The 17012-nt window shown below is 68.6% G+C and carries 20 protein-coding genes and 1 tRNA gene; 6 read left to right on the top strand and 15 right to left on the bottom strand.

The features are described 5' to 3' along the window. Positions 1-17 precede the first annotated feature (17 nt). The gene (locus tag N2M23_RS14325) at positions 18-755 is read right to left on the bottom strand and encodes a GAF and ANTAR domain-containing protein (RefSeq protein ID WP_265446361.1); all 738 of its coding nucleotides are present in this window, start codon (positions 753-755) and stop codon (positions 18-20) included. A 189-nt stretch (positions 756-944) separates the two neighbouring features. Between N2M23_RS14325 and N2M23_RS14320 the strand changes: the two genes are divergently transcribed. After that, on the top strand, positions 945-1751 hold the full coding sequence (locus tag N2M23_RS14320; RefSeq protein WP_265446359.1) for a sigma-70 family RNA polymerase sigma factor: 807 nt from the start codon (positions 945-947) through the stop codon (positions 1749-1751). A 106-nt stretch (positions 1752-1857) separates the two neighbouring features. Here N2M23_RS14320 and N2M23_RS14315 read toward each other — a convergent pair whose 3' ends face one another. Next, entirely contained in the window at positions 1858-2037 is a 180-nt protein-coding gene (locus tag N2M23_RS14315) for a hypothetical protein (RefSeq protein ID WP_265446357.1), read from the bottom strand. Positions 2038-2112: 75 nt separating this feature from the next. Beyond that, on the bottom strand, positions 2113-2463 hold the full coding sequence (locus tag N2M23_RS14310) for a nuclear transport factor 2 family protein (RefSeq protein ID WP_265446355.1): 351 nt from the start codon (positions 2461-2463) through the stop codon (positions 2113-2115). 117 nt (positions 2464-2580) lie between these two features. On the opposite strand from N2M23_RS14310, the gene N2M23_RS14305 reads away from it, so the two are divergent. After that, positions 2581-3345, top strand: coding sequence for a helix-turn-helix domain-containing protein (locus tag N2M23_RS14305; RefSeq protein ID WP_265446353.1), 765 nt, complete (start codon positions 2581-2583; stop codon positions 3343-3345). A gap of 123 nt (positions 3346-3468) precedes the next feature. After that, the gene (locus tag N2M23_RS14300) at positions 3469-3738 is read left to right on the top strand and encodes a DUF7218 family protein (protein ID WP_265446352.1); all 270 of its coding nucleotides are present in this window, start codon (positions 3469-3471) and stop codon (positions 3736-3738) included. A gap of 73 nt (positions 3739-3811) precedes the next feature. Here the strand turns inward: N2M23_RS14300 and N2M23_RS14295 are convergent. Next, positions 3812-3885 (bottom strand) — tRNA-Pro (locus N2M23_RS14295). A gap of 88 nt (positions 3886-3973) precedes the next feature. After that, positions 3974-5440, bottom strand: coding sequence for a ribosome biogenesis GTPase Der (gene der / locus N2M23_RS14290; protein WP_265446349.1), 1467 nt, complete (start codon positions 5438-5440; stop codon positions 3974-3976). Between the two features lie 188 nt (positions 5441-5628). On the opposite strand from der, the gene N2M23_RS14285 reads away from it, so the two are divergent. Together N2M23_RS14285 and N2M23_RS14280 are read left to right on the top strand one after the other, a co-directional pair. Beyond that, positions 5629-6987 carry an MFS transporter gene (locus tag N2M23_RS14285; RefSeq protein ID WP_265446348.1) on the top strand — a complete coding sequence of 453 codons (1359 nt, stop codon included), beginning with the start codon at positions 5629-5631 and terminating at the stop codon, positions 6985-6987. A gap of 34 nt (positions 6988-7021) precedes the next feature. Then, positions 7022-7459, top strand: coding sequence for an ester cyclase (locus tag N2M23_RS14280; RefSeq protein WP_265446346.1), 438 nt, complete (start codon positions 7022-7024; stop codon positions 7457-7459). Here the strand turns inward: N2M23_RS14280 and N2M23_RS14275 are convergent. The 8 genes from N2M23_RS14275 to xerD all read right to left on the bottom strand — a co-directional run bounded on the left by N2M23_RS14275 (position 7441) and on the right by xerD (position 14232). Then, positions 7441-8112, bottom strand: a complete 672-nt coding sequence (locus N2M23_RS14275; protein WP_265446345.1) for a lysophospholipid acyltransferase family protein — start codon at positions 8110-8112, stop codon at positions 7441-7443. The two genes, N2M23_RS14280 and N2M23_RS14275, sit on opposite strands and share 19 nt — an antisense overlap. After that, positions 8078-8779 (bottom strand): (d)CMP kinase, encoded by a 702-nt coding sequence (cmk, locus tag N2M23_RS14270; protein ID WP_265446344.1) that lies wholly within the window; start codon positions 8777-8779, stop codon positions 8078-8080. The genes N2M23_RS14275 and cmk overlap by 35 nt, the downstream gene beginning before the upstream one ends. Then, positions 8772-9869, bottom strand: a complete 1098-nt coding sequence (locus tag N2M23_RS14265; protein WP_265446343.1) for a prephenate dehydrogenase — start codon at positions 9867-9869, stop codon at positions 8772-8774. The genes cmk and N2M23_RS14265 overlap by 8 nt, the downstream gene beginning before the upstream one ends. After that, positions 9866-10750, bottom strand: a complete 885-nt coding sequence (locus N2M23_RS14260; protein ID WP_265446341.1) for a pseudouridine synthase — start codon at positions 10748-10750, stop codon at positions 9866-9868. The genes N2M23_RS14265 and N2M23_RS14260 overlap by 4 nt, the downstream gene beginning before the upstream one ends. Then, on the bottom strand, positions 10747-11406 hold the full coding sequence (gene scpB, locus N2M23_RS14255; RefSeq protein WP_265446340.1) for an SMC-Scp complex subunit ScpB: 660 nt from the start codon (positions 11404-11406) through the stop codon (positions 10747-10749). Before scpB ends, N2M23_RS14260 begins: the two co-directional genes overlap by 4 nt. Next, positions 11399-12349 carry a segregation and condensation protein A gene (locus N2M23_RS14250; RefSeq protein ID WP_265446339.1) on the bottom strand — a complete coding sequence of 317 codons (951 nt, stop codon included), beginning with the start codon at positions 12347-12349 and terminating at the stop codon, positions 11399-11401. Before N2M23_RS14250 ends, scpB begins: the two co-directional genes overlap by 8 nt. Position 12350: 1 nt before the next feature. Beyond that, on the bottom strand, positions 12351-13205 hold the full coding sequence (locus N2M23_RS14245; RefSeq protein ID WP_279672270.1) for a ParA family protein: 855 nt from the start codon (positions 13203-13205) through the stop codon (positions 12351-12353). A gap of 100 nt (positions 13206-13305) precedes the next feature. Next, the gene (gene xerD, locus N2M23_RS14240) at positions 13306-14232 is read right to left on the bottom strand and encodes a site-specific tyrosine recombinase XerD (RefSeq protein WP_265446338.1); all 927 of its coding nucleotides are present in this window, start codon (positions 14230-14232) and stop codon (positions 13306-13308) included. 54 nt (positions 14233-14286) lie between these two features. On the opposite strand from xerD, the gene N2M23_RS14235 reads away from it, so the two are divergent. Further along, positions 14287-14967, top strand: a complete 681-nt coding sequence (locus N2M23_RS14235; RefSeq protein ID WP_265446337.1) for a hypothetical protein — start codon at positions 14287-14289, stop codon at positions 14965-14967. Here N2M23_RS14235 and hisS read toward each other — a convergent pair. Then, positions 14886-16223, bottom strand: a complete 1338-nt coding sequence (gene hisS, locus N2M23_RS14230) for a histidine--tRNA ligase (protein WP_265446336.1) — start codon at positions 16221-16223, stop codon at positions 14886-14888. The genes N2M23_RS14235 and hisS overlap by 82 nt on opposite strands. A 16-nt stretch (positions 16224-16239) precedes the next feature. After that, positions 16240-16935, bottom strand: a complete 696-nt coding sequence (locus tag N2M23_RS14225; protein ID WP_265446335.1) for an MBL fold metallo-hydrolase — start codon at positions 16933-16935, stop codon at positions 16240-16242. Positions 16936-17012: the final 77 nt, after the last annotated feature.

Here is a 17012-nt window from a genome sequence, read left to right as displayed (position 1 = left end):
GGGGCCTGCGAGGCTGCTCAGCCGTCCTCGGCGGCGGGCAGACTGCCGGTGCCCACCAGGTGTGCCGCGACATCGCGCAGCTTGAGGTTCTTCTCCTGCGAGAAGCGGCGCAACACCTCGAAGGCCCGGTCGGGGTCGAGCCGGTAACGCTCCATCAGGATGCCCTGTGCCTGACCGATCAGCTTGCGGGCGTCGAGCGCGGTGCGCAGGCCCTCCTGCGTCTGGGCGACCTCGAGGGCGATCGCCGCGTGCCGGGAAAACAACGTCGCGAACGCGATGTCGTTGGAGTCGAACGCATGCGGTTGACGCCAAAAGAGATTCAGCGCTCCGAGCCGCCGCCCGTCCCGGCCGCTGAGCTGAGTGGCGAGAGCACTCTCGATGCCCAGCCGAGCCGCGGCCGGCCCCCACCCGCCCCACTGGTCGTCGATCGCGAGGTTGGCCGAGAAGACCGTCTCCTGCTCCGTGGCACTCTCGCTGCACGGCCCGTCGCCGACCTCCTCCTGCAACTCGTCCAGCCGGCCGACGAGTGGGTCGGTGGGCGCGACGGTCTGCAATCGACCGCCCCGCGCCAACAGGGTGATCCCGCCGTGGTCGGCACTGAGCTCGCGGCAGGCGAACTGCACGACCTGGTCGGCGGTGGCGATGGGGTCCGCCGCCGCATGGAGTTCCTCGGCCAGACGCGCCAGATCATCCGCCTGCTCGGTCACGATTTGCTTCATCCGCTGCCCGCTCTCGCCGCGCCCCGTCGTACACATGTCCTGGTCACCATACGCCGCCGCGCTCCGCACGTCCGTCGTAACGCAAACCCATTGCTGCATCGGCGAATTCACCCGACCAGTGTGGCTCTGTCTTGTGAGGAACGCGGCAGGTGTGGTCTGCTGATGGTGACGACATCAGCTCAAGCAGCCGGGCTGGTCCAGGTTCATTTCTGCGATTGGGCAGACATGCCTCCCGTCAATCAGGCTTCCCGTGTCGACGACGCGGTCGAAGCACGCACCAACACACTCCTCACGCTCGCCCATGCTGCCCCCGATGCGACCCAGGCGGCCCGATACCGCGAGCAGGCGATCCTGTTGCAACGCCCGCTGGCTCGGCACCTGGCACGCCGGTTCGAAGGTCGCGGCATCGAGGCCGATGACCTTCGACAGGTCGCGTTCGTCGGTCTCGTGCTGGCCGTCCACCGATTCAGTCCACAACACGCCCGCACCTTCAGCGCGTTCGCCGTCCCGACGATCTCGGGCGAGATCAAGCGGCACTTCCGCGATCACGGCTGGGCTGTCCGGCCGCCACGTGCGGTGCAGGAGAACCGGATCAAGGTGCTGGCCGCCCAGCAGCAGTTGCTGCAGGAGTTCGGACGGTCACCGAGCGTCGACGAGGTGGCGAGCTGCGTCGGTGAGTCCCCTCAGGCGGTCCGTATGGCGCAGGCCGCCGATCAGCAGTACCGATCGGAATCGTTGGATGCGCCGCTGCGGGACGGCACGTTGGTTTCGCTGGTGGAGATGCTGTCCGATCCGGCGGCGCACGAGGCTTTCGAACGGGTTGAGGCAATCGACCTCCTGCGCCCTGCCCTGGCAACCCTGACCTGGAGAGAACGCGAGATCGTCCGTCTCCGGTTCGTCGACAACCTGACCCAGCGGGAGATCGGCCTGCACATCGGCACCAGCCAGATGCAGGTCTCCCGGCTGCTCACCGGCATTCTGGAGCGCCTGCAGCAACACCTCACCGCGCGGTCGGCCGACGCCGACGCGTGAGACTGCGGGGCACCCCTGTGGCCGGGCCGCGGGGGCGCCCCGGCCACAGGTCGGCTAACAGTCAATCGTCCGAACCGTCCGGCCCGGCGGTTTCGTCGGAGTCCTTTCAGGCCTCAGTGTCTCCGGTGGCCTCGTCCTCGCTACTGCCCGACTCGGCATGCTCGGAGCTGCCGCCGCTCGCGACGTCGTTGCTGCTGCCGGATGCTCGCGCGCCGCGACCACCGTCGGCCCGCTCGTCGTCCTCACCCGGTGCGCCGGATCCGCGTGCCTGTGAAGCGTCGGTCATGGTTCTCCTCCTTCGCCTGCGGCTGTTGCACCAGTCGCCTACCCGGCACAGCGGACACCAAACGGCATCTCGCGATCAGGACGGCACCTTGTCGAGAAAGCCGCGCACGTCGGCGACCCGGCCGTCGCCGTCGAGCACGACCACGTCGAACCCGATGACGACCGGCTCCGCTCCGGCCGGGCCCAGGCCCCACTGGAAACGCACCTGCGAGTGATGACGGTCCGGCTCCCCGATCGGGGTGAACGTCATGCCGGCGAACTGCCGTTGCACCGCATCGATCACCGCATCGAGCTCGGCGCGGCCGGTCGTCTCCGCCAGCGGATCGGTGTAGGTGACATCCTGCGCGAAAGCCTTCTGCAGCAAGGCAGTTCGCTGCTCGCCCTGTGCGTTCCAGGTGGCCAGGTAGTCGTTGACAACGGTGTCCATCACGGCTTCCTTTGCATTGGTTCCTCACTGACGTGACGAGCTTCTGCCCCGCGACGACGATGCGCCATGACCTCGCAGGTCATGGCGGCGAGGAAGCCGCGCCATACGCTGGCCACCATGACTGCTGCCGTGGGTGAGTTGTTGCGCGAATGGCGGGAGAGTCGGGCGCTCAGCCAGCAGGCGCTGTCGGACATCTCGACGGTGTCGACGCGCCACCTCAGCAGGGTCGAGACGGGCAAGGCGAGACCCACGCCACAGATGATCCTGCATCTGTCGGAGCAGCTGAATATCCCTCTGCGAGAACGTAATCGGCTGCTGCTTGCCGGCGGCTTCGCGCCGCGGTATGGCGACAGCTCGCTCGACGACGACTCGCTCGCGGGAGTCATGGCTGGCCTGCGCGACCTGCTCGACGCTCATCTGCCCTACCCGGCGCTGCTGCTCGATGACTACTGGGACGTGGTGGACGCCAACGCCGCGGTGGACGCACTGCTCGTCGGCTGTGCGCCGCATCTGCTCGAACCGCCGATCAACGTGCTGCGGCTCTGTGTCGACCCGCAAGGGCTGGCGCCGCGCATCGCCAACCTCGCCGAGTGGTCCGGGCATCTGCTGCGGCAACTGCGACACCGGGCGCTCCAGACCCGGGATGCCCGGCACGCCGGTCTCGTCAATGAGCTCGACGAGCTCGCTGCGCTCGTCGACGCGCCTGACGGCCCCGCGGTGACCGGCCCGGTCGTCACGCTGGAGTTGGAGACGGCCGACGGCACGCTGCGGTTCTTCAGCACGACGGCACGCCTCACGACTGCGACGGACGCGGCCCTGGAAGGTTTGCACCTGGAGACGTTCCTGCCGGCGGACGCCTCGACGCGACGCCGTTTCGGCTGACCCCTGCCCGGTGCTCGAGTCAGGCGCTCGGGTCAGGTGGTCGGGTCAGGTGGTTGTGTCAGGTCGCCGCGACCGGGTAGGCAGAAGGGTGCACATCCGCCAGTCGGAGAGGAGCACCCGCACATGCCCGAGAAGAAGCCCGGACCGTCGGTCAAGGATGACGAGCTCTACGAGAAGCTGCGCGACGAGGGCAACAGCAAGGAGAAGTCGGCGCGGATCGCCAATGCGGCCGCCGACACCTCGCGCTCCGAGGTGGGCCGCAGGGGCGGCGAGCACCCGGCATACGAGGACTGGACCAAGGACCAGCTCGACAAGCGAGCCGCCGAGCTCGAGATCTCCGGCCGGTCCTCGATGAGCAAGGACGAACTCATCGACGCCTTACGCAGTCACTGACCGCGCCCGATCACCCGGCGAAACTGCCGACGAGAATCGCGAAAACCGCCGACAAGTCGGCGGTTTCGTGACGTCGGGCTGACAGGATTTGAACCTGCGACCCCTTGACCCCCAGTCAAGTGCGCTACCAAACTGCGCCACAGCCCGATGCCCCGGAGGGCGACGGAAACGATATCGCACGGGCACCCTCCTCACCCAATCGGCCGGCTGGGTGCCCGACGCCCGGCGCGGGCCGCTATCGGCGGCGCTTCTCGCGCACCCGCACCGACAGCTCGATCGGAGTCCCCTCGAAGCCGAACTGTTCGCGCAGCCGGCGCTCCAGGAAGCGGCGGTAGCCCGCCTCGATGAAGCCGGAGGCGAAGATCACGAAGCGCGGCGGGCGGGTCGAGACCTGCGTGGCGAAGAGGATGCGTGGCTGCTTGCCGCTGCGGACCGGGTGCGGGTGCGCGGCCACCACCTCACCGAGGAAGGAGTTGAGCTTGCCGGTCGGGATGCGCTGGTCCCACGAGTCGAGCGCCACCTCCAGTGCCGGCACCAACCGCTCCAGGTGGCGGCCGGTGCGCGCGGACACGTTGACCCGCGGCGCCCAGCTGACCATCGCGAGGTCACGCTCGATCTCGCGCTCCAGGTAGTGCCGGCGCTCCTCGTCGAGCAGATCCCACTTATTGAATGCCAGCACCAGGGCGCGGCCGGCGTCGATGACCTGCTGCACAACGCGGATGTCCTGCTCGGCGATGTTGTCCTCGGCGTCGATGAGCACGACTGCCACCTCGGCCTTTTCGATTGCGGCTTGGGTGCGCAGCGAAGCGTAGAAGTCGGCCCCGCGGGTCATGTGGACGCGCCGCCGGATGCCTGCAGTGTCGACGAACCGCCAGGTCTGGCCACCGAGCTCGATGAGCTCGTCGACCGGGTCACGAGTGGTCCCGGCCACGTTGTCGACGACGACGCGGTCCTCGCCCGCGAGCTTGTTCAGCAGCGACGACTTGCCGACATTGGGGCGCCCCACCAGCGCGACGCGGCGCGGCCCACCACGCTGGTATGCCGCTACCGCCGACTTCTCCGGCAGCACCTCGAGCAGGGCGTCGAGTGCGTCACCGGTGCCGCGGCCGTGCAGTGCCGAGACCGGCCACGGCTGTCCGAGGCCGAACGACCACAGCGCCGCGGCCTCCGCCTCGGTCCGCTGGTCATCGACCTTGTTGGCGATCAGCACGACCGGCTTCTTCGAGCGGCGCAGCAGTTTGACCACGGCCTCGTCGGTGTCGGTGGCGCCGACCGTTGCGTCGACCACGAAGAGCACGGCGTCGGCGAGTTCGATTGCCACCTCTGCCTGTTCGGCCACTCGCAGATGGATGCCACTGGCGTCGACTTCCCAACCGCCGGTGTCGACGAGCGTGAAGTCGCGCCCGGACCATTCCGCGTCGTAGGCGACGCGGTCGCGTGTCACGCCGGGCACGTCCTCGACGACAGCCTCTCGGCGGCCGAGCACGCGGTTGACCAGAGTCGACTTCCCGACGTTGGGACGACCGATGATCGCCACCACTGGACGACCGCCGGCCTCACCTTCCTCGCCGAAGTCGGCGCCGTCGGCATCGAGTAGCGCGCGGTCCTCGTCGCTGAGGTCGAAGTCGTCGAGGCCGACTCGCAGTGCGTGCTCAACAGTGGCGTCGGATGCGTCCACATCGTGGTCGGTCGGATCGGTCATTGGTCCATCATCCCGGACCCGTCACCGAATCGAAGAATCGGGCGATTGAGGGCGGCCACAACGCCGACTTGACTGGAATATTGCATGCACATTGCGAATCAGTTTTGCGAAACCGCTTGCTTTGCGTGTGATTCCCGCCATACGTTCATGTGACCCGGGCCACATTGCATCCAGATTAGGACTACGTCATGTCGACCCAGCAATCCCCCGCTCCCCCTGTTCACCTCGCCGAAGCCACCCCGACGGCGACGCCTCCCGCCCCCGTCGGTGCGTCCCGCCGGAGAGCGTGGCTGATCGTCGTCCTGCTCTTCGCGCTGATGATGATCAACTTCGCGGACAAGGCCGTGCTCGGCCTGTCGGTCGCGCCGATGTCGCAGGACCTGGGCATCAGCAACACGCAGGTCGGCAACCTGCAGAGCATCTTCTTCGCGTTCTTCGTCGTCTCCGCGGTCGGAGCGGGATTCCTCGCCAACCGGATCCAGTGCCGCTGGATCCTGGTCGTCATCACCGTGCTCTGGACACTCAGCATGGCCCCGGTCGCGGCCGTCGCCTCGTATGGCGTGCTGGTCGCGTCGCGTTCACTGCTCGGCTTCGCCGAAGGGCCGTCGATCCCGATCACCCAGCACGCGGCCTTCAAGTGGTTCGACAACCGGGAGCGCAACCTGGTCGCCGGACTCATCCAGTCCGGGGCGGCGGCCGGTGTGATCGTCGCCTCGCCCGCGTTGACCTGGATCATCGTCAACCACGGGTGGCAGAGCGCGTTCGGCGTGCTCGCGGTCGCGAGCCTGGTCTGGGCAGCCATCTGGCTCGTGGTCGGGCGCGAGGGGCCGTCCGACGCACGCGAGGTCGGTGCGAAAGACACCAGCCGGTCCATTGCCCTGCTCGAGGGTCGCACTGTCCCGCTGCGGTCCATCATCTCCACCGGCAGCTGGATCGCCTGTCTCATCGCCGGATTCGTCGTCCAGTGGAACAGCGCGCTGATGACCACCTGGCTTCCGAAGTACCTCAAGAGCCTGGGTTACAGCGCAAGCCAGGTTGGCGTGCTCAACACCTTCCCGTGGGTAGTGATCGGCATCATCTTCCTCGCCCAGCCGACCGCCAGCCGGATGCTCGCCGGCCGCGGCGTCGCCAGCCGGGTGCACCGTGGATACATCCCGGCGGCGCTGGTGCTGATCAGCGCGATCGCACTGTTCGCCTTCCCCCACGTCGAGTCCCCCACGGCCAAACTGACGCTGATCACGATCGCGTTCAGTCTCTGCATGGTCATGGGAGTCGTGATGGTGGCCGTCACCGCGGAGATCACTCCGACCGGACAACGCGGTGGTGTTTTCGGGTTGATGAGCGCCCTCGCCACCCTCGGCGCGGTGCTCAGCCCGACCGTCACCGGCTGGTTCCTCGACGGCGCGACGGTCCAGCTCGACGGGTTCAACCGGATGTTCCTGCTGACCGCAACCCTCCTGCTCGTGTCAGCCGTCGTCGGTGCGCTGCTGATCCGTCCCGAGCGGGACGCGGCAAAGCTCGCGCAGCTCGCCCGGCCGATCGACTGAACCCAGCCAAACACCCACCCCATCAAGGAGATTCATGTCTGTCATCGACCAGGCCACCGAGCTCGAACGCAACAAGAACGTCATCCTGCGGTTCTGCCGCGAATACCAGTCGACCGCCGACCACGACCCCGCGGTGCTTGAGGAGCTGATCCACCCGAACGCGGCCGACCACTCCGAGCGGCCCGACTTCCCGCATGGGCCGTCGGCCGTCCACCAAGCGCACCAGGAGCTGTTCGATGCGTTCAGCGGCTTCCACGTCGAGGTCCGCGACCAGCTCGCCGAAGGCGACAAGGTGGTGACCTACAAGAGATTCCACGGCAGGCACACCGGTCCCTGGATGGGGGTGGCCGCGACCGGCCGCATCGTCGCATTCGAGAACATCGACATCGTGCGGATCGTCGACGGCAAGATCTACGAGCACTGGAACGTCGTCGACCGCCATGGGCTGCTGCGTCAGTTGCGCGGCGACTGATCTGGCAGTCGTAACCCGGTCTCGGCCTGGGCGGCTGCGACGTGGGCGGCGAGCTTCTCCCGGAGCTCCTCGGTCGCCAGGCGCAGCCGCTCCCGACCCGGTATGCCGGGGCGTTCGCTCAGCGGGAACGGCTCGCCGATCACCAGCCGCACCTGCGAGCGCAGCTTCGGCCAGGAGTCCCTTTCCCCCGTGCCGGCGGTGCCGAGCACCGCGACCGGGACGAGCAACGCCCCCGTCTGTTGGGCCAGCCATGCGGCGCCCTGCTGGGCGGTTTCGACCGATCCCGTGCCACGGGTGCCCTCGGGGAAGATGCCGACCGCCTCACCGCTCGCGAGCACCTCGCGGGCGGTGGCGAGGGCCTGCCGGTCGGCGTTGTTCTGGTCGATCGGGATCTGGCCCGTGCCGCGCAGGAGAGCACCCCAGGCTGAGGTGAAGTAGGAACGCTTCACCAGGAATCGCAGCCGGCGGGGCGCGAAGATGAAAACCAGTGGGCCGTCGACAAATCCGACGTGATTGGACACCGCGACCACAGCACCGGTGCGCGGCATCCGGTCGGCGTGCAGCACCCGCACCCGGTAGAGGGTGTGGGCAAGCCCCCAGCCAAACTTGCGGGCGGCGTCAACCAGCCGGGGTCGATAGGTCGAGGTCGCCACCGACTACCTCCTTGACAACGTGCAGCACTGCGGCGACCGACTGCCGGAAGTCGATCTGCGAGGTGTCGACGGTGACGACGCCGTCGGCAGCGGTGGTGAACTGCGAGACAGTCGAGTCGGTGCGGTCGCGCTCGACGATCTGGGAGCGGGTGGACTCCGCCGACACCCGCAACTGCCGCGAGCGGCGCGCCATACGGGCTTCTTCGCTGGCGGTCATCAGGATCCGCACGTCGGCGTCGGGCGCGACCACGGTGGTGATGTCCCGGCCTTCCGCGACGACACCTGCGCTGCGCTGCACCGCCTCGGCGATCAGCGACCGCTGCCGGGTGAGCATGTCGGCGCGCACCGCGAGGTTGGTCGCGACCCGCGAAACCACTGAGGTGACGGCGTCTTCGCGGATCTCCCGATCGATCCGCCGGCTGCCGACCGCAACGCTCGGAGCCGCCGGGTCCATGCCCATCCGCAGGTCGAAGGTGCGGCTCTGCTCGGCGACCGCGGCCTCGTCGTCGAAGTCGATGGCGACATCCAGGCAGGACCACGCCAGCGCGCGGTACATGGCACCCGTGTCGAGGTAGGCCAGTCCCAACTGCTTGGCAACCGCCTTGGAGACGCTCGATTTCCCGGTGCCGGACGGCCCGTCGATCGCGACCACCAGCGACTTACTCATGAACGCTCCATCCCTTGTGCTCCAACACGTCTCGCAACCGCTCCACCACACCAGGCAGCACCGACAGCTCCACCAGACCGACCGGCGCGCCAACACCGTGCTCCATGCGCAGGTCCTCCAGGTTGATCCCGGCGTCGCCGACGTCGTTGAACAGTCTGGCGAACGCACCGGGCTCGTCGGGAATCGGCACGACCAGCGTGGCGTAGGTCGCGGGCGCCGCACCGTGCTTGCCGGGGATGCGCGCGTGACCGAGCTGTCCCTCGGCGATGAGATGTGCGACGGCGCCGCGACTACCATCCGCTGAGGTGTCCGCGCCGGCCAACGCCTCGATCGAGTCGAGCACTGCGGCGAGTTGCTCGCCGACCCGTCGCAGCACCGGCGCGACCGCGGTGGCATTCCCGGCCAGGATCTGGGTCCACAGCATCGGATCGCTGGCAGCGATGCGCGTCACATCCCGAATCCCGGGGCCTGCCAACGCAATTGCGTCATCAGGCACCTCCCGGAGCTGCGCCGCGACCAGTGAGGCGGCGACCTGCGGCAGATGCGAAACAACCGCAACTGCAGCGTCGTGCTCATCGGCGGGCATGGTGACGACCGCAGCACCGGTGCGCGCGGCCAGGTCCTGCACCGCGTCGACCGCTGCCACATCCGACTCCGGCTGCGGGCACACCACCCAGGTGCGCCCCTCGAAGAGGTCGACCTGCGCGGCGACCGCACCCGACCGTTCGCGCCCGGCCATGGGGTGGCTGCCGACATACCGCCGCAATTGGTCGGGAGTCACGAGCCCCCGCACATCGTCGGCGATCTGCTGCTTGACCGACGCCACGTCGGTGACGACGGCGGCCGGCCACCGGCGCAGCTCGGCAGCGACGACCTCGGCGGCCACGTCCGGAGGTGCGGCCACGAACACGACCGCAGGCTCCTCGGCCTCGCCGATCGAGCCGGCACCCAGATCACGAGCCAGCGCTTGCGCGGTCGGTGACGGGTCACTGAGTGATACCCGAATCCCTTTGCCGGACAACGCAAGGCCGATCGATGACCCGATCAGCCCGGTGCCGACGACGCGGACCGTGGTGGGCTCGGCGCTCACAGCCCCGCCGCCTTGTAGAGGCCGGCAACCTCCTGTTTGGTGAGGGGGCGCATCTTGCCCGGACGCAGATCCCCGAGCCGCACGGGACCAACGTCGGTGCGGGTGAGGGACTCGACGGGGTGCCCGACGGCCTCCAGCATCCGGCGCACGATGTGCTTGCGACCCTCGTGCAGCACCACCTCGATCAGCGCCCAACCGGGGGTCGAGTCGACCACCTTGAACGAGTCGACCGCGACTTTCCCGTCCTCCAGCTCGACTCCGTCACGCAGTTGTTTGCCAAGAGCGCGCGGCACCGGTCCGGGCACCATGGCGACATACGTCTTCGGCACCCCGTATGACGGGTGCTGCAACCGGTTGGCCAGCTCCCCGTCGTTGGTGAGCAGCAGCAGGCCCTCGGTGTCCTGATCGAGGCGCCCGACGTGGAACAGCCGATCCTTGCGCTGCTCCAGATAGTCACCGACCGACGGACGGCCCAGCTCGTCATTCATCGTGGACACGATGCCGAGCGGCTTGTTGAAGGCGAGGTAGACGCGGGACTCGTCCAGCTGCACCCGGTCACCGTCGACGTGCACGCTCTGGCGGAGTGGGTCGATGCGGACACCGAGTTCCCGGACCACCTGCCCATCGACCTCGACGCGTCCCTGGGTGATCAGGTCCTCGCACACGCGGCGGCTGCCGACACCCGCCGCCGCGAGCAACTTCTGCAGCCGCACGCCATCCGGGTCGTGCACGTCGATGTCCGGCTTGCTCGAACTTGCCTGTGGTGCACTGCGATTCGGACGCTGCGACCGGGCGGAACTCCCTCCACGACGCGCACCACCCGGTCGTCCTCGTCCGCCACGCGAACCGCCGGTGTTGCTCTTACCCCTGGTGCCGGTCATCCGTGCCCCTGCTCGATGAGTTCGTCCACCACATCCGCATCAGGCAGGTATGGCGCCAGCGGCGGCAGCTCGTCGAGCGAGCTGAGGCCGAGCCGCTGCAGGAAATAGGGCGTCGTGCCGTAGAGCATCGCCCCTTGTTCGCCCTCGGCCCCGACCTCGACGATCAGCCCGCGGGTCACCAGCGTGCGAATCACGCCGTCGACGTTGACCCCGCGCACCGCGCTGACGCGTGCCCGGGAGATCGGCTGGCGGTAGGCGATGACCGCAAGCGTCTCCAGGGACGCCTGGGTGAGCTTGGCCTGCCGGCCGTCCAGCAGAAACTTCTCCACCGCCGGCGCGTATGCCGGGCGGCTGTAGACGCGCCACGCCTCGTTGATGCAGCGCAGCGTGAATCCTCGCTGCTGTTGCTCGTATTCGGCTTCGAGGCCCTCGATGATCGCGGTGACCTCGTCGACCGGGAGTTCGAGGGCGACGGCGAGTTCGTCGGCCGTGACGGGTTGATCGACCACCATCAGCACCGCCTCGATCGCGCTGCGGGCGCCGCCGGGCAGTTCGTGCACCTCGAAGACGGGTTCCTCGGCCACTTCGGGGGCCTGCGGCTCGGCAACGTCCGGCTCGGCAACGTCCGGCTCAGCCGGTGCGTCGTTGTCAGTCATCGTCCTCATCTCCTTCCGAGTCGTTCTCCGGGCGGTCCTGCTCGTCGAATTCGTCGCTCACCTGGACGTCCTGGCCGTCGTCGCCCGTCCAGCGAACGGTCAACTCCCCCAACGCTTCCTCCTGCTCCATGCTGACCGCCGCCTCCTTGTAGAGCTCCAGCAGCGCGAGGAAGCGCGCGACGATCACCAGGGTCGACTCGGCGTCGGCGACCAGCGACCGGAAGCTGGCCTGCCCGCGGTCGCGCAGCTCGGCGATGACGATCGCGGCCTGCTCCCGCACGCTGACCGCGGGGGCGTGCAGATGGGTCAACCCGACGGACGGCTCGGGCCGCGGTGTCATCGCCTGCGCGGCGATGCGGGCCAGTTGCTCCGGCGTGACGTTGATGATCAGCTCCGGTAGCAGTTTGGCGAAACGCTCCTCCAGCCCCGCCTGTCGCGCGGTCATCCGCCCCGCGGTCTCCATCTGCTGCGCGAGCGATGCCGAGACCTCCTTGAACGCGCGGTATTGCAGCAGCCGCGCGAAGAGCAGGTCGCGGGCCTCGATCAGCGCCAGGTCGTCCTCGTCGTCGGCGCGCATGTCGGGCAGCAGCCGAGCGGCCTTGATGTCCAAAAGGGTTGCCGCGATCAGCACGAACTCCGAGGCCTGTCCGAGGTCCCAGTCGGTGGCGGCCTCCTGCGCCTTGCGGATGTGCGCGATGAACTCGTCGGTCACCTTGGCGAGGGCGATCTCGGTGACGTCGAGCCTGTGCTTGGAGATCAGCCCGAGCAGCAGCTCGAAGGGCCCGGAGAAGATGTCCAGATGCACCTCGAAGGGTGCGGCTGCGGCGCGGCGGGTGATGACGCCGCCAGGAACGACCGGTTCGGGTGTCGACGCGTCGGAGATATCCGGGGCGTTCACCTCGGCCGGCACCACCTCGGGCTCGGCCCGCTCGGTGGTGTCCATCTCAGGCCGCGTCGCCGCGGGAGATCAGCTCTCGCGCGAGCTGTCGGTAGGCCTCGGCCGCGCCGTGGTGTGACGCGTAGGTGGTGATCGGTTCCGCGGCGAGCGTGGCGTCGGGGAACTTCACCGTCCGGCTGATCGCGGTGTGGAAGACCTTGTCCCCGAAGTGGTCCACCACCGACCGGACGACGTCCCTGCTGTGCAGCGTGCGCCCGTCATACATCGTGGCGAGAATGCCGTCGATCTCCAGCCGCGGGTTGAGCCGGTCAGTGACCTTGTCGATGGTCTCGACCAGCAGCGCGACACCGCGCATCGCGAAGAACTCGCACTCCAAGGGGATGATCACGCCATGCGAGGCGGTGAGCGCATTGACCGTGAGCAGACCGAGCGAGGGCTGGCAGTCGATGAGGATGACGTCGTACTCGTCGGCGACCGGGCGCAGCACGCGGGCCAGCACCATCTCTCGGGCGACCTCACCGACCAGCTGCACCTCGGCGGCGGACAGGTCGATATTGGCCGGCAGCACGTCGAGGTTCGCAGCTGCGGTGTGCTGGATGACGTCGTGGATGTCGGTCCCGCGGGACACCAGCAGGTTGTAGATCGTGGTGTCCAGCTCGTGGGCGCGGATGCCTAGCCCGACCGAGAGCGCGCCTTGCGGGTCGAAGTCGACCAGCAAGACCTTGCGGCCGTATTCGGCGAGCGCCGCGCCCAGGTTGATGGTGCTGGTGGTCTTGCCGACGCCGCCCTTCTGGTTGCACATCGCGATGATGCGCGCAGGACCGTGGCTGCGTAGCTCCTTGGGTGCGGGAAAGGTCGGCAGCGGGCGGCCGGTAGGGCCGATCTGCTCCTTCGGACTCAAGTTGCACTCCCGGGTATGACGTCGTTCGGCCTCTCGGCGATCGCGGCCCAACTTATTACATCGTCCGCGGGCTGTGAGCGGCGAGGCGCAGTCGAAGGTCTCAGTGCGCTCGTGGATGTGAGCTGGCGAACACCTCCCGCAGTTGCTGGACCGACACCATCGTGTAGATCTGGGTGGTGGTCACCGAGGCGTGCCCGAGCAGCTCTTGCACGACGCGCACGTCGGCCCCGCGGTCGAGCAGGTGGGTGGCGAAGGAATGCCGCAGCGTGTGCGGGCTGAGGTGGCCGGTCAGGTCGGCCCGCTTGGCCGCCGCCTGGATGATGTTCCAGGCCGACTGCCGCGACAGGCGACCGCCGCGCTGGTTGAGGAAGAGCGCCGGCGTACCCGTGCCGCGGACGGCGAACACCGGCCGCGCCCTGGTCAGGTATGACGAGAGCGACTCCTTGGCGAACCGCCCGATCGGCAGCACCCGCTCCTTGCCGCCCTTGCCGAGCACCCGCACGCTGTCGTGCTCGAAGTCGAGGTCGTCGACGTCCAGGCCGACGGCCTCGCTGACCCGGGCACCGATGCCGTAGAGCAACTCCAGCAGCGCGCGGTTGCGCAGCGAGGCCGGGGTGTCGCCGACGCTCGCGGCGTCGAGCAGCCGCTCGACCTGGTCCAACGGGATCGCCTTCGGCAGCCGCCGCGGTGGTTTCGGGGGCGCGACCGCGGACGCGACGTCCTGCGGGGTGTCGCCCTCCAGCGTCAGGAACTTGTGAAACCCCCGCACCGCCACCAGGGTGCGGGCGGCGGACGACGCGGCGAGCGGCTGGTGGTCGGCGTCGCCTTCCCGCAAGGTCGCGAGGAAATCGCTGACCTGCGCTTCCCGCACCTGCTCCGGTGTGGTCACCCCCTGACCTGCCAGGTGCTCGGCATACCGCCGCAGATCGCGTTCGTAGGCGCGCAGGGTGTGTTGCGACGCGCCGCGCTCGACCCGCAGGTGGTCCAGCCAGCCGCGCATCGCACGCTGCAACGCAGTGGTACTCACGGAACGCCATTCTCGCCGGTCCCGTCACTGATACGTGGATGCGGGGGAAGTCAGATGAAGTGGTATGCCGATGCCGGTCGTCGCCGGTGCCGACAGATCGGTTTCGACCTGCTCACGCTCTGTTGGCTGGCCGGCTGGTTATGGCTCGGTGTCCTCGCCCATCGGCAGGTCGCGGCGTCCGCCGCGGGTGCCCGCAAGGTGGAGCGTGGTGGCGAGCAGATCTCGACGCATCTGCACGACGCCGCAGGCGTGCTGGCCAAGGCGCCCGTCATCGGCGGCCGGGTGCGCAAGCCGGTGGACCAGGCCGCCGACGCGGGCACCCAGCTGCAGCACGCCGGGCAGCAGCTCGCCGACAACCTCGGCCGAGTGGGCGCCGCCATCGGTTTCGAGGTCGCGCTGGTGCCGGTGCTGGTCGCGATCGTCGGCTGGGCGGTGCTGCGAGTGGGTTACGCGCGCCGTGCGGGGCGGTCGATTGCGCTGCTGCGGCTGCCCGGCGGACGCGACGTGGTCGCCCTCGACGCACTCGGCCGCCTGTCGGCGCGCGCGATTGCGGCGGCCGGGCCGGATGTCGCGGCCGGTTGGCGCGCCGGTGACCCGCAGATCACCGACGCGCTCGTCCGAAACTACTTGCGGTCCTTGGGTTTACGGCCGGACTACAACCTCTCGGGCACGACCAGCGACGGCCGCAGGTCCTCTGAAGGCGGACTCCAGGATGCCCGGTCGGCGGCGACCTGATCGCCGCTGCGGATGTCCTTGACCTCGTCGCCGTCCGCACTCGGGAACCACACGAACGGGATGCCCCGGCGGTCGGCAAACTGGATCTGTTTGCCGAACTTCGTCGCCTTCGGTGCGACCAGAGTCGGGATGCCGCGGGAGCGCAGCGCGGTCGCGACCCGCATCGACTCCGGCCGCGAATCCTCGTCGGTCACCGCGACCAGCACGGCGACCGGCGTCTCGCGCGACGCGGTGAGGCCCTCCTCGGTGATCAGCTTGCCGAGCAGCCGGGAGACGCCGATCGAGATGCCCACCCCGGGGAAGGTGCGCTTGCCGTCGGTGGCGAGGGCGTCGTAGCGGCCGCCGGAGCAGATGGAGCCGTAACCCGGGTCTCGGGTGAGCATCGTCTCGTAGACGGTGCCGGTGTAATAGTCGAGACCACGGGCGATGCGCAGGTCCGCGACGACCACGCCCGGGGCGTGCTCGTTGGCGACCTCGATGACCGCCGCGAGCTTGGCCAGGCCCTCGTCGAGCAGGTCGTGCCGCACCCCGAGCGCGCGCACCTGCTCGACGAATCCAGTGTCCTCGGAACGGATTTCGGCGAGCGCAAGGCACTGGTCGGCCTGCTCCGGCGTACATCCGGCATCGAGGAGCAGCTTGCGCACGCCGTCGGCGCCGATCTTGTCCAGCTTGTCGACGATGCGCAGGGTGCCCGTCACGTCCTCGATGCCGAGCCCGAGGTAGAAGCCCTCACAGATCTTCCGGTCGTTGACGTGGATCTGGTAGTCCCCGATCGGGAGCCGGGAGAAGACGTCCGCGACGACGAGCAGCAGCTCGCCCTCGAAGTGGTCGGGCAACCCGCCCTCGTCGATGATGTCGACGTCGGCCTGGATGAACTCGCGGTAGCGGCCGCGCTGGGGCCGTTCCCCGCGCCAGGCGGGCTGGATCTGGTAGCGGCGGAACGGGAAGGTCAGCTTGCCGGAGTTTTCCAGCACGTAGCGCGCGAACGGCACGGTCATGTCGAAATGCAGACCGAGCGAGACGTCGCCGGTGTCGTCGGGACCGGCGGCGAGCCGTCGTACGCCGTAGATCTCCTTGTCGGCGTCCTCCCCCTGCCCGGTCAGCCGGTCGACCGGCTCCATCGCGCGGGTGTTGATCGAGGCGAAGCCGTGCAGTTCGAAGACCTCGCGAATCGTGTCGAGCACGATCAGCTCGGCGATGCGTTCGGTGGGCAGCCACTCCTGGAACCCGCTGATCGGGGTCACTTTGCTTGCCATGTTGTCGAAAAGGTCCTTAAAGGTTCTGCAGGTACGGGTTGGTGGCGCGTTCGCGCGCCATCGTGGTGCCGGGTCCGTGACCGGGCAGCACCAGCGTGTCGTCGGGCAGGGGCAGGACGACGTCCTTCAGCGACTTGAGCATCGCCGCGTGGTCCCCGCCGGGCAGGTCCGTGCGGCCGATCGACCCGGCGAAGAGCACGTCTCCGGACAGGGTCGTGCGGGACACCGCCGCCTCGTCGGAGACCCCGTCGGGCACCTGGTCGAGGTCGAACATCACCGACCCCTCGGTATGCCCGGGCGCATGTCGTATGCCGAACCGCAGCCCCGCCAGATCGAGTTGCTCGCGATCGTGCACCTCGACGATGTCCGACGGTTCGGTCCAGGTCGCGGCCCGGCCGAACTGCTGCTCGAACATGCCGATCAGCTCCGGGCCGAGCGAGCTCAGCGGGTCACGCAGCCGGTAGCGGTCGTCGGCGTGGATGTAGGCGCCGAGCTGGCCGCCGCACACCGGGGTGACCGAGTAGACGTGGTCGATGTGACCGTGGGTCAGCAGCACCGCCGCCGGCTTGAGTTTGTGCTCCCGCAACACCTCACCGAGGGTGTCGAGCACGCCGATGCCGGGGTCGACGACGACGCATTCCTCACCGGCGCCGGGGGCCAGCACGTAACAGTTGGTCGCGAACGCTTCGGCGGGGAACGACACGGTCAGCACGCAGGCGAGCGTATCGGTTGGCCCGCTCACTAGACTGAGCGCGTTTGCGTCGGGCACGCCTGCGCCATACGCCCATG

Origin of the sequence: Flexivirga meconopsidis (assembly GCF_026162425.1) — a bacterium.
GTDB lineage: Bacteria > Actinomycetota > Actinomycetes > Actinomycetales > Dermatophilaceae > Flexivirga > Flexivirga meconopsidis.
Note: the sequence above shows the minus strand (reverse complement) of the source record. Positions and strands in the feature narration are given on the sequence as shown.

What these genes read in the sequence shown, in the direction of transcription:
- N2M23_RS14250 (WP_265446339.1), bottom strand. Translation starts at nt 12,349, where the DNA reads ATGGACACCACCGAGCGGGCCGAGCCCGAGGTGGTGCCGGCCGAGGTG.
- N2M23_RS14305 (WP_265446353.1), top strand. Translation starts at nt 2,581, where the DNA reads ATGACTGCTGCCGTGGGTGAGTTGTTGCGCGAATGGCGGGAGAGTCGG.
- scpB (WP_265446340.1), bottom strand. Translation starts at nt 11,406, where the DNA reads ATGACTGACAACGACGCACCGGCTGAGCCGGACGTTGCCGAGCCGGAC.
- N2M23_RS14280 (WP_265446346.1), top strand. Translation starts at nt 7,022, where the DNA reads ATGTCTGTCATCGACCAGGCCACCGAGCTCGAACGCAACAAGAACGTC.
- N2M23_RS14320 (WP_265446359.1), top strand. Translation starts at nt 945, where the DNA reads ATGCCTCCCGTCAATCAGGCTTCCCGTGTCGACGACGCGGTCGAAGCA.
- der (WP_265446349.1), bottom strand. Translation starts at nt 5,440, where the DNA reads ATGACCGATCCGACCGACCACGATGTGGACGCATCCGACGCCACTGTT.
- N2M23_RS14300 (WP_265446352.1), top strand. Translation starts at nt 3,469, where the DNA reads ATGCCCGAGAAGAAGCCCGGACCGTCGGTCAAGGATGACGAGCTCTAC.
- N2M23_RS14260 (WP_265446341.1), bottom strand. Translation starts at nt 10,750, where the DNA reads ATGACCGGCACCAGGGGTAAGAGCAACACCGGCGGTTCGCGTGGCGGA.
- hisS (WP_265446336.1), bottom strand. Translation starts at nt 16,223, where the DNA reads ATGGCAAGCAAAGTGACCCCGATCAGCGGGTTCCAGGAGTGGCTGCCC.
- N2M23_RS14315 (WP_265446357.1), bottom strand. Translation starts at nt 2,037, where the DNA reads ATGACCGACGCTTCACAGGCACGCGGATCCGGCGCACCGGGTGAGGAC.
- cmk (WP_265446344.1), bottom strand. Translation starts at nt 8,779, where the DNA reads ATGAGTAAGTCGCTGGTGGTCGCGATCGACGGGCCGTCCGGCACCGGG.
- N2M23_RS14310 (WP_265446355.1), bottom strand. Translation starts at nt 2,463, where the DNA reads ATGGACACCGTTGTCAACGACTACCTGGCCACCTGGAACGCACAGGGC.
- N2M23_RS14325 (WP_265446361.1), bottom strand. Translation starts at nt 755, where the DNA reads ATGTGTACGACGGGGCGCGGCGAGAGCGGGCAGCGGATGAAGCAAATC.
- N2M23_RS14235 (WP_265446337.1), top strand. Translation starts at nt 14,287, where the DNA reads ATGAAGTGGTATGCCGATGCCGGTCGTCGCCGGTGCCGACAGATCGGT.
- N2M23_RS14285 (WP_265446348.1), top strand. Translation starts at nt 5,629, where the DNA reads ATGTCGACCCAGCAATCCCCCGCTCCCCCTGTTCACCTCGCCGAAGCC.